12 protein-coding genes are annotated in these 15,451 nt (G+C 63.4%); 2 read left to right on the top strand and 10 right to left on the bottom strand.

All coding sequences use genetic code 11. The features are described from left to right. Positions 1 to 29 precede the first annotated feature (29 nt). Positions 30 to 2,651, top strand: coding sequence for an ATP-binding protein (locus P1U48_RS01295; protein ID WP_301066364.1), 2,622 nt, complete (start codon positions 30 to 32; stop codon positions 2,649 to 2,651). Between the two features lie 40 nt (positions 2,652 to 2,691). Here P1U48_RS01295 and P1U48_RS01290 read toward each other — a convergent pair whose 3' ends face one another. From P1U48_RS01290 to P1U48_RS01260, 7 genes are all read right to left on the bottom strand, one after another. Further along, the gene (locus P1U48_RS01290; protein ID WP_301066363.1) at positions 2,692 to 5,163 is read right to left on the bottom strand and encodes a CoA transferase; all 2,472 of its coding nucleotides are present in this window, start codon (positions 5,161 to 5,163) and stop codon (positions 2,692 to 2,694) included. Positions 5,164 to 5,310: 147 nt separating this feature from the next. Then, positions 5,311 to 6,237 carry a fumarylacetoacetate hydrolase family protein gene (locus P1U48_RS01285; RefSeq protein WP_301066362.1) on the bottom strand — a complete coding sequence of 309 codons (927 nt, stop codon included), beginning with the start codon at positions 6,235 to 6,237 and terminating at the stop codon, positions 5,311 to 5,313. Next, complete coding sequence (locus tag P1U48_RS01280; protein ID WP_301066361.1) at positions 6,234 to 6,980, bottom strand: glutathione S-transferase family protein; 747 nt, start codon at positions 6,978 to 6,980, stop codon at positions 6,234 to 6,236. Before P1U48_RS01280 ends, P1U48_RS01285 begins: the two co-directional genes overlap by 4 nt. 1 nt (position 6,981) lies before the next feature. Further along, positions 6,982 to 7,980: an MBL fold metallo-hydrolase gene (locus P1U48_RS01275; protein WP_301066360.1), complete on the bottom strand. Its 999-nt coding sequence runs from the start codon at positions 7,978 to 7,980 to the stop codon at positions 6,982 to 6,984. Between the two features lie 12 nt (positions 7,981 to 7,992). After that, complete coding sequence (locus P1U48_RS01270) at positions 7,993 to 9,297, bottom strand: TRAP transporter large permease subunit (protein ID WP_301066359.1); 1,305 nt, start codon at positions 9,295 to 9,297, stop codon at positions 7,993 to 7,995. Further along, the gene (locus P1U48_RS01265; RefSeq protein ID WP_301066358.1) at positions 9,294 to 9,854 is read right to left on the bottom strand and encodes a TRAP transporter small permease; all 561 of its coding nucleotides are present in this window, start codon (positions 9,852 to 9,854) and stop codon (positions 9,294 to 9,296) included. The genes P1U48_RS01270 and P1U48_RS01265 overlap by 4 nt, the downstream gene beginning before the upstream one ends. Continuing rightward, on the bottom strand, positions 9,851 to 10,909 hold the full coding sequence (locus P1U48_RS01260; protein WP_301066357.1) for a C4-dicarboxylate TRAP transporter substrate-binding protein: 1,059 nt from the start codon (positions 10,907 to 10,909) through the stop codon (positions 9,851 to 9,853). Before P1U48_RS01260 ends, P1U48_RS01265 begins: the two co-directional genes overlap by 4 nt. 190 nt (positions 10,910 to 11,099) lie before the next feature. Between P1U48_RS01260 and P1U48_RS01255 the strand changes: the two genes are divergently transcribed. Then, complete coding sequence (locus P1U48_RS01255) at positions 11,100 to 11,903, top strand: enoyl-CoA hydratase-related protein (protein WP_301066356.1); 804 nt, start codon at positions 11,100 to 11,102, stop codon at positions 11,901 to 11,903. A gap of 66 nt (positions 11,904 to 11,969) precedes the next feature. Here P1U48_RS01255 and P1U48_RS01250 read toward each other — a convergent pair whose 3' ends face one another. Genes P1U48_RS01250 through P1U48_RS01240 form a run of 3 tightly spaced genes read right to left on the bottom strand, consistent with a single transcriptional unit; the run spans position 11,970 to position 15,432 of the window. After that, positions 11,970 to 13,130 (bottom strand): acyl-CoA dehydrogenase family protein, encoded by a 1,161-nt coding sequence (locus P1U48_RS01250; RefSeq protein WP_301066355.1) that lies wholly within the window; start codon positions 13,128 to 13,130, stop codon positions 11,970 to 11,972. A 13-nt stretch (positions 13,131 to 13,143) separates the two neighbouring features. Then, entirely contained in the window at positions 13,144 to 14,196 is a 1,053-nt protein-coding gene (locus P1U48_RS01245) for an acyl-CoA dehydrogenase (RefSeq protein WP_301066354.1), read from the bottom strand. A 3-nt stretch (positions 14,197 to 14,199) separates the two neighbouring features. Then, complete coding sequence (locus tag P1U48_RS01240) at positions 14,200 to 15,432, bottom strand: CoA transferase (protein WP_301066353.1); 1,233 nt, start codon at positions 15,430 to 15,432, stop codon at positions 14,200 to 14,202. Between the last annotated feature and the right edge of the window lie 19 nt (positions 15,433 to 15,451).

Below are 15,451 nucleotides of genomic sequence, written 5' to 3'. Positions count from 1 at the left end.
TGCGCCGAACCCGTCAAGGGAGTGGCCCAATGCCTAAGGATGGCAAGACGACAGGGCTCGACGCCCGGCCGCTGCGCATGCTGGCGCTCGCCGCTCTGGCATTGCTCAGCGTCGTCATCGGCCTTCTGCTGACCGATGTGCGTCGCAAGCTGGACGAGCTCGCCTCCTCCCCCGCCGATAACATGCAATGGACCCTGTCGCAGCTTGAGGTGGAATTCCTCGAATTCAGCATGGTGTTGAATCTGGCGACGCAGCCGGCGGCCAGCCCGGATCTGAGCGGTCTGCGCAAACGCTATGACATCCTCTACAGCCGCCTGGACACCCTGGCCAACAGCCCGATCTATCATCCCGCGATGACCGCCCCGGCGATGCAGGGGCGCTTTGAACAGGCGGCGCAGACGATCATCGGGCTGGCACCGCTGATCGATGGCAACGACGCCGATCTGCGTGCCGCGCTGACACCGATCAAAGCTGAGGTCGACAAGATGCGTCAGGAGATCCGGGCGATCCTGACGCTGGGCAATCAAATTCTGGTCGAACATTCCGACGCGGCCCGCGCCGATGTGGCGCGGGTGCTGTTTCGGCTGGCCATCGCCAGCCTGGTGCTGATCGGCGCGCTCAGCCTGTTCGTGGTGATCTTTCGGCAATTGGCCACCAGCAATCAGCGCCGCGCCGGTGAAATCCAGCGCACCTCGGCGCGGCTGGCAACCATCGTCGCGACCTCGCGCGATGCGATCCTGGTCCTTGACCGGCACGGCCGGATCGAAACCGCAAATGCGGCCGCCGAAACCATGTTCGAAACCGTGCTCACCGGCGCGCGCATCAGCACGATCCTGAGCCAGAGCTGCGCCGCCGGGGCGCGCCCGGTCCGGGCCGAAGATCTGCGCGCCCTCACCGCGCTGGCCGACAAGACCGGCCATCGCCTGATCGGAAAACGGCGCGACGCCACCTGCTTTCCGGTCGAACTGTCGCTCGGCATCACCGACCGCGAGGGCGCCGAGGTGATTGTCTGCGTGATCCGCGACATCTCGCACCAGGTCGCCGCCGAGGAAGAACTGAAAATCTCGCGCGACCGGGCCCTGGCCGGCGAACGCGTCAAAGCAAGGTTCCTCGGGGTGATCAGCCACGAGATGCGCACCCCGCTGAATGGCATCATCGGCACGATCGAGCTGATCGACGACGAAACCGACCAGACCGAGATTCACCAGCGCCTGCTGCCAATTCTGCGCAATTCGGCGCAAATCCTGCTCGATCTGGTGAATGACGTGCTCGACATCACCCGGATCGAGGGCAGTGGAGCGGCGAATCCGGCCCCCTTCGACCTCGCCGCGCTGCTGCAATCGGTGATCGACTCGGAACGGCCCCACGCCCGCGCCGGCGGCAACCGATTGACCCTGGAAACCGGGGCAGAGATTGGTTGGGTCACCGGCGATGCGCAGCGCTTGCGCCAGATTCTGCTGAACCTGGTGTCGAATGCGATCAAGTTTACCGAAATGGGCCGGATCACCCTGACGGTCGAGCGGGTCGATGGCGATCTGGTCGAACTCCGGGTCGCTGACACCGGCATCGGAATCGACCCGGCGGAACTGGGCAGCATCTTTGACGATTTCGTGCGCACCGAGGCGGCGCAGCACCGCCAGATCCAGGGCACCGGCCTCGGCCTTGGGATCGCCCGGCAATTGGCCCGTGCCATGGGCGGCGAGGTCGAGGCAGAAAGCACCCAGGGCAAGGGCAGCCTGTTCCGGGTGACGCTGCCCCTGCCACGAACCGAACCGCAGCGCCAGACTGACACCGAGAGCGCGGCGCGCGGCCTGCAGGCGCCGTCCGACCCGGCCCCGCTGCACATTGCTGTCGCGCAGCTGAACATCCTGCTGGTCGAAGACAACGCCGCCAACCGGTTCGTCGCCCGGCGGATGCTGGAACGGCACGGCCACCACCCGCATGAGGCCGTGAACGGCGCCGAGGCGGTGGCGCTCGCCAGCCGACAACGGTTTGACCTGATCCTGATGGATATCTCGATGCCGGTGATGGACGGGATCGAGGCCGCGCGGCGCATCCGCACCGGACCCGGAGAGAACCGTCACACTAGGATCGTGGCGTTGACCGCCCATATCGGTGAAGACATCGCCGCCGCTCTGCGCGACGCGGGCATTGATGCGATGGCGGCGAAGCCACTGACCAGCGCCGACCTCAGCCGGGTGTTAAGCGAGACTTTGGCGATGCGCCCGGCGCCGGAGGGTGGTGATCTTTCAGCCGACATCGATCTGCTGGATCCCAGCCGGATACGGGCACTGGTCCGGGCCGCAGGCGCGGCCAAGGCCGAGGCGCTTCTCTCCACGTTTGTCGACGAAGGCGACCGGCTGTTCCCTGAGTCCGGTCATCACGTCACCGGCATGCAGACCGCAACCGCCGCCAGCCTGCACCGGCTGGCCGGGTCCGCTGCGGTGTTGGGCGCAGGCCGTTTGAACGCAGCGTTGACCGTCCTCGAAACCACCGCCGGCTCCATGGAGCCGGCGGCGCTGCAGCAGCGGTTGCGGTCACTGGCACCGGTCTGGGTACAGACCCGCCGGGCGCTGGCGGCGCAGCGCCCAGTCACGCCCCCGGGCCGCCCGTATCGGTCGGATGCGGGCCGCGGCCTCGGCGGTGATTGAGCCGCAGGGCGCGGCCCTTGCCTTTCCGTTCAGCCGCGCCTCAGGTCAGCGCGCCGATCTTGTCCAGATCAGCGATCCGGCCCTGGTCATAGTGCAAGATCTCACGCAGCACCTGATCGTTGTCGCGCCCGTAATCCGGGCTTGAACGCGGCGGTGACGCCGGGGTGCGGGACAGTTTCCAGTGACAGCCTTCGACCACCGAGATTTCACCATTTGCCCGCGGCAAACTGACGAAATGCCCCCAGGACTCGATCTGCGGATCGACATAAAAATCATCCGCCGAGGCGGCCAGATGCGCCGGGATATGCTTGGCCTGCAAGCGATTCTCGACATCAATCGCCTGTTGGGTCGCGCACCAGGCCTCGAGCGCCGCGTCGATCCGGTCCTCATTGGCCTTGCGCCCGGCGAGGGTGTTGAGGCTGGTGTCAGCCGCCAACTCGCCGCCGACCTCATCCGCCAACCGGCGCCACTCTTCATCGGTGCGGCAGGAAATCGCCACCCAGCGGTCGTCATAGCCGTCCTTGATACAGGCATAGACATTGTTCGGCGCGATCAGCGGATCGCGGTTGCCGACACATTCGGTGACCACGCCGTTGACCTCGTAATCGGCAAAGCGATCGGCCAGACCCTGCATCCCGGTCTCGGCCTGGGCGACGTCCATCCAGCCGCCCTGCCCGGTCTTTTCGCGGTGATCCAGCGCCGCCAGAAGCGCGATCAGGCCAAAGCGCGGCCCGACGTAATCGGTATAGGGACCATAGGGGCCAACCGGCAGGTCGCCCTCAGGGCCGACCAATTGCTGATAGCCCGACATGGCGCTGCCGATATTGCCAAAGCCCGCCAGTTTCGACCAGGGCCCGACCTGCCCCATCAGAGAGGTCGACAACATGATGATCGAAGGATTGCGCTCAGCCAGTTTTTCGTAATTCAGGCCCCAGCGTTTCATCTGCCCGGGCGCAAAGCTTTCGACCACCACATCGGCCCATTCGACAAGATCAAGCAGCACCTCGCGCGCCTCGGCGCTGCCAAGGTCCAGCGACAGGCCCAGCTTGCCGGTGTTGCAATTCTCGAACTGAGCCGAGCGAAGCTTGTCGACCACACCACCGGGGAATGGCCCCAGCAGCCGCGCGGTTTCCACCCGTTTCGAGCTTTCGACCCGCACCACCGTGGCGCCGAAATCGGCCAGGTTACGACCGATCATCGGACCGGCGACCACCCAGGCCAGATCCAGCACCTTGATCCCGGCCAGCGGGCTTTCGCTCTGACCGCTGCCGCTGAACACCGCCGGAGCCTGGCCCAGCCAGTCGCGGCGGATCGCATCACCATCGGCACCGATCTTTGGCGCCTCGCCCAGCGGTGCATAGGCACCTTCGATATAGCGGGCAAAGGGGCCAGGCTGAATCAGGCTGCGCCCCTTGTAGGGCACTTTGACAAAGAAATCGCGCGCCTCCAGGTGTTTTGAGCGCAGTTGATCCTCAAGCGTGCAGATCGGTGCCATCAGTACCTTTTCCTTCAACGCGATCTCAACCGCGTCGAACTTGTTCAGCGGCGCCATGAAGGTACTGATACAGTCGCGGCAGCGATCCAGATCCTCTTCGTCGATTTCGTCCGCGACGATCCGATCTTGCAGTGTCGGCCAATCCCATTCGACAAATTCGGCGACATCTTTGGCACCCTGTTCGGACAGATATTCGAACAGCCTGTTGGTAAACCGCCCGGTGGCCGGTCCCATCGCCAGATGCATTTCGACCAGGCCGTCCTGCACATGCCATTTCGATTTGTTGGTGCGCGCGCCGGAGCCCGAGAGATCGGGCTGATTCTTCATGCTGGCGACAGATTTTCTGAGGGTGAATCTAGGATGGCCGACCGGTCCCGCAAGAGTCGTCGACAGGGTCGATTGGCTGGCCGAGGCCTGTGCCGAAACCACAACTTTTTGCCCAAGTCCGGATTTCTTGCGCTCATAGTAAGCGATCAAAGCACCCTGCACCGCGTCCATCGTCGCATGGTGATAGGCCTGCGGCACCGAGATGCGATAGGGCCGGTCGGCAACCGCCGCGACCGGCAGCAGCGGCCCGCCGGCGGCCCAGACCGTCAATTCGCTGTCGGCATATTTCGCCTTGGGCCCTTCCAGGCCGAAGGGGGTGACGACGGCGTGAATCAGTCCGGGGTTCAGGGCCGCGAGTTCGGCGTAATCCAGCAGTTCATCCTCGGAGGGATTGCCGGTTTCGATCAGGATATCGGCGCGGCGCACCAGATCGTGAAAGGTGGCACGGTCGGCATCGGACTTGATGTCCAGCGCGATCGACCGGCGCCCGGCGCCATAGGCCGCCCAATAGAGCGAATCTCCGTCCGGATCAAAGGGCGGCTGCAAACGGCTGTCGGTTCCGCTCAGCGGCTCGACCTGCACCACATCGGCGCCAAGCTGCGCCAGGATCCGCCCTGCTAAGGCGCCCCTGTGGTCGGTCAGGTCCAAAACCTTTAAATGTGCCAAATGTCCGACAGTGCCCTTGGCCATGCCTTGCTCCTCTCAAATTTTGCTAGGCGGTTTCTAATTCCGCCCATTCTCCCGACGTGCATATTTTCGCCTTTCCGAGCGGTAGGCAAGTGGCCGTCGGGGAAATGCAGATATGCGTCCAGCACCAAGGTGACAATCGGCGCGGTTCTAGCGCCGCTCTGAGGCAATGTGACTGCGCAGAATGCCAATTCCTTCGATCTCAAGCTCGACCACATCGCCGGGATTGAGGAACTTGCCCAGCTCCAGCCCGCAGCCGCCGCCAACCGTACCGGAGCCAAGGAATTCACCGGCCTGAAGGTTTTCGTCGCGGCTGACATGTTCGATGATCCGGGCAAAGGAATGGTTCATGTCCGACGAGGTGCCGCGCGACCATTCCTCGCCATTGATCCGGGCGATCATCGTCAGGCCAGAGCCATCGCCGATCTCGTCACGGGTGACCAGGCAGGGCCCCATGGCGTTGCCGGTGCGGAAATCCTTGCCCTTGGCCGGGCCGAGGCCGCCTGCCCCTTCCAGCATCTGGTGATCACGGGCCGAGAAATCGTTGAACACGGTAAAGCCAAAGATATGCTCATTGGCCTGATCCTTGGGGATGTCGCAGCCGCCCTTGCCGACGAACATGCCGAGCTCCAGCTCGTAATCCAGCCGGGTTTCACCCTTGGGCCAGATGATCGTGTCCTCGGGACCAGAGACCGAAAACCGGTTGCCCTTGTAATAGATCGGCTGGTCATACCAGACCTGCGGCATCTTCACATCCGCCGGGTCCATCTTGGTCGCCTTTGGATCCCAGAGATAGCGGTTGCCGCGGGCCTGACGCAGGTGTTTTTCAAACACCAGGCAATCGCGCATATGCACCGGCACCGGCACCGGCGCTTTCAGGCGCACCGCGCTCAGCTGTTCACGTGGGGCGCTGGCCTGGGCCTTGCGCGCGGCGGCCAGGCCTTCGTCACCGGCCTCGATCAGCGCCAGCATGCTGGCAAAGGCCGGGTTCGCGCCGGCCTCAAGCACCGCGATCTGGTCGCCCTCAAGAATGCCGATGGCCTGTTTGCCGGACTTTTCAAATGTTACGAGTTTCATGCGGTTTCCTTCAAATCCTGATAGATGTCTGACACGCGCGTGCCCTGCGCATAGGTTCTTGCAAAGGCCGGGCGCGCCTCGATCGCGGCCCACCAGCGGGTGAAATTCTGCTGCTCGTCCCAGAGGCCGGAGAGGCCCAGATCGCGCATCCGGTCGATGGTCGGCACCACGCAGAAATCCGCCAGGGTCAGCGCCTCACCGGTCAGCCAGCGGTTGTCGGCCAGCGCCGCATCCATCCGCGCCACGGTTTCGCGCAAGCGCTCAAGCGATTCATCCAGCCGCGCCTCGGAAAACCCGTGTCGGCCCATTTCCTGATAAAAGGTCCGCCGCAGGGTGCGCTTTTCGGTGTCCGAGGCCAGCTCGGCCTCGCTCAGATCGCGGCGATGGCGAATGAACACCTGATTGAAGCTCGGGATCCGGATCGCAGCCGTCGGCACCTCTTCGATGAAGCGCAGCCATTTGCGCATTTTCGCCCGGCCCAGCGGCGTCGGCGGCGACAGCGGCACCTCGGGGAACACCTCGTCGAGATATTCCATGATCACCGAGCTATCGAGCACCGGCTGGCCGTCATGCAGCAGCGTCGGCACCACCCCGTCGGGATTGAGAGCCAGATATTCCGGGGTCAGATGCTCCTTGGCGCGGAAATCAATGCGGGTGTCGGTGAACTCCAGACCCTTTTCGAACAGGGTCAGCCGCACTTTTTGCGAGCAGGTGGAAATCGGGTTGTTCAACAGCTCCAGCATGTCACTGGGCCTTTGCGTGGCAGGCACAGGGGCCGTCATGGGCGCATTCGGCACCGTGGCGATAGCGCAGCATCTGCGCCATGATCTCCTCGCGGGTCGGGTCGACCGCGCCGCCACTCAACTCCTTGTAGACATTGGCAACATTGGCAACCACCCGCTCACGGTCAAGCCAGGAATCAAACGCAGCATAACCGACCTCCCAGGCCGCTTCGGTCCAGGTCAGCCCGGCGGCATAGGCCTTGCTTGCCTGGGTCTGCACGCTGACCAGATAATCACGCAGCGCCTGCACCTCGGGCTTGCCGCAGATCGCGCCATGGCCGGGCACCACAACGTCGATATCCAGGCCAAGGATGAAATCGCAGGCGGCAATCCAATTGCCGATCGGCCCGGCCCAGATGATCGGATGACCACCGTGGAACACGACATCGCCGGTATAAACGGTGCGGGCATCGGGCACATGGATCACGATATCCCCGCGGGTATGGGCCGGTCCCAGCTCGGTCAGTTCGATCTGCCGGCCGCCGACCGTCAGCGCCATGGTGCCGTCAAAGGTCTCGTTCGGCGGCAGATGCCCGACATCGGAAAAATCAAAGCGCGAACCCATGGTTTCGCTGAAGAACTTGCCGTAGGTGCCGAATTTCTCGGGCGCTGCGACCACCTCTTTCACCAGGCTGGCCGGACGTTCCTGCATCTCTTCCAGACAGGCGGTCGAGCCGATGATCCGCGCCCCCTCTACCAGATGGTTGCCATAGGTGTGATCGCCATTGGAATGGCTGTTGATCAGCACGTCAATGACATCGGCGGCAGGCACCGCGCGGCGATAGGCGTCGAGCACGTCCTGGGTCAGCCGCCCGGTGAACAGGGTGTCGACCATCACCACCTTGTCGTCGTCGCCGCAGATCAGGCCGGAATTGCTCCACCCCCATGATCCGTCGCCCTGCACCCAGGCAAAAAGGCCATTGCCAATGTCATGCAGTTTGCGCTCGATGTTTTCATACATGCGTCGCCCTTTCTAAAGCAGGCCGGTGGCCAGCCAGGGCAGCAGCAGAACCAGCACAACCATGACCACCATGACCAACGCAAACGGCGCGGCACCGGCAAAAATATCGTTCAATGTGATGCGCTTGTCATCCAGATTGGCCTTGATAACAAAACAGGCCACCCCCAGTGGCGGGGTCAGCAATCCGATCTCGACCGCAATGATGGTGACAATCCCGAACCAGACCAGATCGACGCCAAAGGGCGCAATCACCGGCAGGATCAGCGGCAGCAGGATCAGCAGGATCGACGAGGAATCAAGGATGGTGCCGAGCAGGATGATCGCCATCAGATAGAGCACCAGAATGCCGTAGAGCCCCAGCTCCCAGGACGCCAGCAGCCCAGTCATCGCCCCGGGCAATCCGGTCAGCGCCAGCAGTCGCGAATACATATGTGCGGCAATGATCAGAAAGGTGATCGAGGCGGTAACCTGCCCGGTTTCCAGCAAAATCCGGCCAATCTCGCGCCCGCCGAGGCGGCCCTTGATGATGGCAATGACAAAGGCGCCAAGCGCGCCGACTCCACCGGCCTCGGTCGGGGTGAAGAACCCGCCATAAATCCCGCCAAGCACCAGCAGAATCAGCACGATGATCGGCGCGGATTTGAACAGCATGGTGAGCTTGCTCATCTCCGGCAGGTCGCTTTTCTCCGGCTGGCCGGTGAATTTCGGCGCGAACCTGGCCAGGGCGAGAATCAGCAGGATAAAGAAGGACGCCAGCACCACACCGGGCAGGATCCCGGCGGTGAACAGATCACCGATCGACACCTCGGCGATGATCCCGAACAGAATCAGCAACAGCGACGGCGGGATCAGCATGCCCAGCACGCTGGACCCGGCCACAACCCCAACCGAAAACCGGGGCGTATAGCCCTGGCGGATCAGTTCCGGCACCGCGACCTTGGTGAACACCGACGCGCTGGCGATCGAGGTGCCATTGACCGCCGCGAACACCGCATTGGCGAACACCGTGGCTATGCCGAGGCCGCCGCGAAACCGGCGGAACAATTGCCCGGCGACGTCAAACACATCGCGGCCCAGCCCGCAGGCCCCCACCAGAACCCCCATCAACACGAACAGCGGGATCACCCCGAAGGAATAACGCGCCACCCCGTCCAACGCCGCATGCGACAGCAGCTTGCCGGCGATCAGCAGCTTGCCCTTGACCAGGAACACCCCGAAAAAGCTGACCGACATCAGCGCGATGGCGATATGCATGCCAAGTTGGATGAACACCAGAATGGCGACGATCGAGGCGATGCCGATCTCAACATTGCTCATGGGGTTGGGTCTTTCCGCATTGCGTTCAACACCAGGCCGATGGTCAGCATGGCAAACTGCGCCAGAGTCAGCGCACAGCCGATCAGGACGCAGGTGACGAAAGGCCAGCGCGGCATCGTGAAGATGCCATAAAGGCCCACGGTTTCATGGCCTTCGATGCTTTCCAGGATCTCGGGACCGATATAGCGCATCAGAATCGCCAGCATGATCGTCGCGGCCAGGTGATGCGCCGCGTCCAGCCAGTTGGCGCTGCGCGGCGCGCGCAGCCGCAACCGCGACAACAGCATGTCCGAGCGCACATTGCGCCCCGCCGCCGTCGCCTGCGGCAATTGCAGGAACACGATCGCGACGATGGCGGCGCTGACAATCTCAGCGGTGGCCGGGACCGGCGCGTTAAAGGCGCCGCGCCCGATCACATCGGCATTGATCAGCGCCATGATTCCCATGGTGCCGACGCCGCCGATGATCGCCAGCCACAGCGCCAGCCGGTTCAGCAGCCGCGCCAGCGCGCCGCCGGGCATCTCCGGCGGCGTCAGAGTTGCGGTGGGATCGCTCACATGCTGCCCCAGGCGCGGACGTGGTTGATCCCGGCCTCTTTCGAGAGACGCATATAGGTCTCAAGCGTCTTGGTGCCCGGCAGGCCCTGGGCGTCCAGGGTCTTGGCCCATTCACCGGCGATATCGGGCAGTTTCTTCGCATAGGCAGCGCGGACCTCATCGGACAATTCGTTGATCGTGGCGCCGCCCTCGACCGCCTTGGCCAGGGATTTCTGACCACCGTCGCGATAGGATTCGGCGGCGATATCACGATATTCATCCGCCACCTCCTGAATGGCCGCCTGCACGTCAGCCGGCAGGCTGTCCCAGGTGTCCAGATTGACCGTCAAAGCCGAGGCATATTGCGCGCCAAAGTTGATCTTGGTCACATAGGGCGCGACCTCGTAGAACTTGTAGGGGGCGACCACCGATTCAAAGGTCAGAACCCCGTCATACAGCCCGGTCGACATGGCGTTGTAGAACGACGGCAGCGCCCCCGCGACCGGCGTCGCACCGGTGCCCTTCAGCCAGTTCAGCGCCAGACCGGCGGTGCCGATCTTGTGCCCGGCGATGTCCTCGGGGGTTTCAATCGGGAATTTGGTGACGAAATGATAGGTATCGATGCCAACCGGCGCGATGACCTTTTGGTTGTTCTTGGCCCAGCCCGCGTCGATCTCGGGGATCTCGTCATGCAGCTTGTCGATGACGCCCATCAGCTTGCCCAGATCGTCGGTGCCAAAGGGGGTGACATAGCTGATCTGTTCCAGCGGCAGCTTGTCGCCTTCGAACAGATGCGGGACATAGCCGAATTCGGCGATACCGTCGCCCACCGCTTCAAGCACCCCGTTCACATCGGCGACCGCCCCGGCATAGGCCTCGGTCCATTGCACCGTGTGGCCCAGGGCCTCAAGCCGCTTGGTGACCTCGGGCACGAAATGGTCGCTGATCGCCGAAACGCCGCGGGTGATCGGCGGATGCCCGGCCACCACGGTCCAGCTGTAGCTGTCGGCCAGAAGTGGCGCAGCGCCGGTCAGAACAAAAAGACCGGCCATGCCGGTGGTTTTCAAATCAATCATCTTTCCTCCCCTGCGGCTTTGCGCCGCTTCTTGCCAATCCTCTGACTGGGCGACGCCGAGCCGAGGGCGAATTCAAACGCGCATTTGAATTTCCTCTCTGACTGCCATTCTGTCAAGTCCGGCTGTGCGATTGCCAGCCATCCGGCACAGGGTCACCGTCTCCGCGACGACATCACAGGAGACCATGCAGATGAGCGACACGGATATTGTAACCTATGAGGTGGCCAATCGGGTGGCGACGATTTCGATGAACCGGCCCGAGGAAATGAACACCTGGCGCCCAGAGATGGAGGAGAGCCTGCGCGCGGCGATAAAACGCGCCGATGCCGATGACGCGGTGCGCGCAATCGTGCTGACCGGCAAGGGCCGCGCCTTTTGTGCCGGGGCGTCGATGCAGAACCTGTCCAAGCGGGCCGGCAATGTGCTGCCAAAGTCGCATGAGCGCGTGAATGGTGAATTCGACCAGCGCTACAGCTATATCTTCGGCATCGGGAAACCGGTGATCGCCGCGATCAACGGCGGTGTTGCAGGGGTCGGGTTCTGCCTGACGCTCTATTGCGACATCCGCTTCATGGCCGAAAGCGCCAAGCTTTCCACCGCGTTTTCGCAACGCGGGCTGGTGGCCGAACATGCCGCCGCCTGGCTGCTGCCGCGTCTGATCGGGCCGATGAACGCCGCTGATCTGCTGTTCTCGTCGCGCCGGGTCGCCGGACCCGAAGCCGACAAGCTCGGCTATGCCCGCTGCCTGCCTGACGCTGGTTTTCTTGAAGCGGTGCAGGCCTATGCCGGAGGGCTGGCGAATTATTCCTCACCACGCTCGCTGCGGTTGATGAAGCAGCAGATCTGGGAATCGCAATATCAGACCCTGGTCGAGGCGACGCATAAATCCGAAGATCAGATCATCGAATGCCGGTTCTCCGAGGATTACAAGGAAGGCTCGGCGCATTATCTGGAAAACCGCGCCCCGAACTTTACCGGCAAGGATCCGGCCTAACAAGGATCTGGCCTAAGCTGCGAATGCGGGGCCGTTGAACCGGCCCCGCATTTCAATTTTTGCGGCTCAGCGCAGGCCCAGACCCCGGGCGACAATGCCGCGCAGGATTTCGGTGGTCCCGCCCTGGATCGTCAGCTTGGTCGACATCCGGGTGAAATAATCCATCCGCTCGCGGTAGGCCGCGACATCGTATGAATCGTAATCCATCAGCGAGATCAACCCGCGCAGCTCTTTCGGCAGCGCCTTGTCCCAGACCGTGCCCAGATCCTTGACGATCGCCGATTCGGTCACCGGTTCGCGCCCGGCCTCGAGCATACCTGCCACCGAAACCGACATCCGCCGCATCGTGTGCAGCTGGGCGATCAACCGTCCCAGCCCCTCGTTGATGCGCGGATCGTCACTGCCCTGCACCGCCGCCAGAAACGCCCGCATCGCGCCAAAGGTTTCCAAGAACCGCTCGGGCCCCGAGCGTTCATAGGCCAGTTCCGAGGTCGCCTGTTTCCAGGCCCCGTCGATTTCGCCGATCAGGTTGTCGTCCGGCAAGAAGACATTGTCGAATTGCACCTCGTTGAATTCATACATGCCGGTGATCTGGCGGATCGGATTCACCTGGATCCCCTCGGAACGCATATCCACCAGGAACGAGGTCAGCCCATGGCGCCGGTTCTCCTTGGTCGGGGCCGAGGTGCGGAACAGCCCGATCATGTAATCGGCAAATTGCGCGCCAGAGGTCCAGATCTTGGCCCCGTTCAACCGCCAGCCACCGTCGACCTTGGTCGCCTTGGCTTGCGCCGCGAACAGGTCAGAGCCGGAGTTCGGTTCGCTCATCCCGATGCAGAAAGTGGCATTGCCGGCGATGATCTGCGGCAGCACCCGCGCCTTGATCGGCTCGGAGGCATAGCGGATCAGGGTCGGGCCGCTCTGCCGGTCGGCGACGAAATAGCGCCGGGTCGGCGCCCGGGCGGCCAGCATTTCCTCGTTGACCACATAGCGCTCAAGAAACGACCGTTCCTGACCGCCATATTCGCGCGGCCAGGCCATGCCGATCCAGCCCTTGGCGGCAACCGCCTTGGCAAAGCCATCCAATGCCTCGAACGGGTGTTCTTCGACATTGGGATCAAACACGCCCTGGGCGACCTGTTCGGCGATAAAGGCACGCACCTCTTGGCGCAGGTCCTGACAATAATCCGGCAAACGCACCGGGTCGAAACGCAATGAAATACTCATGATCTGGTCCCCCTCAACGATCCGACAACAGCGACCAGAGCGCATCCGCGCCCCCCGCTGATACGTGTTTTCCCAGCGCCAGCGCCCAATGCGCTTCGGTGCCATAATCTTCGCGCCAGGCCAGCGTGTTCAACGTCAGCCGATGCAGCGGATGTTCGGCGGTGAACCCGATGGCGCCATGCACCTGGTGGGCAATGGCACTGGCCTGTTCCGCCGCCTCGCCGCAGCGCACCTTGGCGGCGGCGACCTCCAACAGCAGCGCCGGGCCGCTGTCGCCGCGCGCCAGCGTATCCCCGGCCGACACCGCAGCCGCAACCGCGGCGGCACATTCCTCGCCCAGCAGTGCCAGCAGATGCTGAACCGCCTGGAATTTGGAAATCGTCCGCTCGAACGCCTTGCGCTCGATCGCATAAGCGACGGAGATATCGAGCATGGTTTCCAGCGCCCCGGCAATCTGATTGGCGCGCGCGGTCGCGGCCATTTCCGGCAGCGTCACCGCGCCTCCGGCGGGCGCGCTGCTCACCGCGACGCCATCGACGCTGACCGCATCCAGCGGCTCGAACGCCAGCGACGTGCCCTCAACGATCTGGCAGATGCTGGGGTCGAGCAGCGCGATCACCGGCCCGTCCGGCCCGTCGCAGAGCGCCACGAAGGCCTCGGCCTCACGCCCGAAGGCGACTTCGGCGCAGCGCCCGGTGACCCGGCCTGCGGCGTCAATGCTCAGCTTGCCACGCGGTGCGGGCACCAGCGGCAGCAGCTTGCCCTCGCGCGGTTCCAACCCGGCGGCGGCCAGCGCCCAGCCGGCCAGCATGGTGTCGGCCAGCGGCACCGAAATGCCCCAGCGCCCCGCGGCCCGCAACAGATCAAACGCCTGATCCAGGCTCAGCCCGACGCCGCCCGACGCCTCTGGCAGCATCGCCAGGGTCAGGCCGTTGTCGACCACCGCCTGCCAGAGCGCCGCCTTGTAATTGCCGGCGCGATCATGCGCGACCGCCTGCAAATCCGCGTGATCGGCGAAAATCCGTTCCGCTGTAGCGATGTGAATGTCGTCACTGTCCAATGCCATGTCCTAGGCCTCCGCTTTACTGTGTTTTGGGTGGGCGATAACGCCCGCATCCTGCAATCGGTCGATGTCGTCGTCACTGTACCCCAGCTCATCCGCCAGAACCGAGCGCGAATGCTCGCCCAGCCAGGGCGCCGCCACCAGATCGCGGCGCGGCGCGCCATGCAGGCGCAACGGTGAATCTGGCACCACAATGCGCCCGTATTCCGGGTGGTCGATCCAGCCGATGGCGCCGCGCTCATGCATATGCGCGTCATTGGTGACCTCGATCAGATCGCGCACTATCGCATGCGGCACCTTGGTGCGGCCAAAAATTTCACGGATTTCAGCCTTGGAATGCTGCGCGGTCCAACCCGCGATCATCGCGTCGATTTCCTCCATGTTGCGCACCCGCGCGGCACGGTCATTGAAGCGCGGATCGTCTTTGCATTCCGGCATCTGCATCGCCGTGCAGAGATTGGCGAAATGCCCCTCATTGGTGCAGATGATCGCCACATAGCCATCCGAGGCCGGGTAGACATTATAAGGGCATGAGGCCAGCCCGCCATGCCGGTTGCCGGTGCGCGGCGGGGCAGCGTCGGAATCGTAGATCATCCCCAGATTGGAGGCGAGCGAGGGATAGACCACCTCTTGCATCGCCACCTCGACCAGCTGGCCCTTGCCGGATTTCACCCGGTGAAACAGCGCGGTGACAATCCCGGCATAGAGATGGGTGCCGCTCATGAAATCAATCACCGCCGGGCCCGCCTTGACCGGCGGCCCATCCGGGAACCCGGTGACACTCATCATCCCCGAGGCCGCCTGCACGGTGATATCCATCGCCTGGCGGTCGCGGTCCGGCCCACTCAGCCCATAGCCGGTGCCAGAGGCATAGATCAGCCCGGGGTTGATCTCGCGCAGCGCCTCATAGCCGAGGCCCAGCCGATCCATCACCCCAGGGGCGTAATTCTCGACCAGCACATCGGCATCCGCGACCAGACGGCGCAGGATCTCTTTGCCCTCTTCAGCTTTCAGATTGAGGGTGATGTCGCGCTTGTGCTGGTTCAGCATCGCAAACGGCACCGCAGATCCGCGCGACACCTCCTGGCGGATGCGGATCGGTTCACCCTGCAAGGGTTCGACCTTGATGACATCGGCACCGGCCTTGGCCAGCATCAGGGTGCAATAAGGGCCTTGGTAAACTTGGCTCAGGTCAATGACCCGAATGCCGTCCAACGGCATGTTGGCTGTTTCGGACATATTCAGAAATCCTCCCTGC

This window comes from Pseudooceanicola sp. (genome assembly GCF_029213205.1).
Lineage (GTDB): Bacteria > Pseudomonadota > Alphaproteobacteria > Rhodobacterales > Rhodobacteraceae > Pseudooceanicola.
Note: the sequence above shows the minus strand (reverse complement) of the source record. Positions and strands in the feature narration are given on the sequence as shown.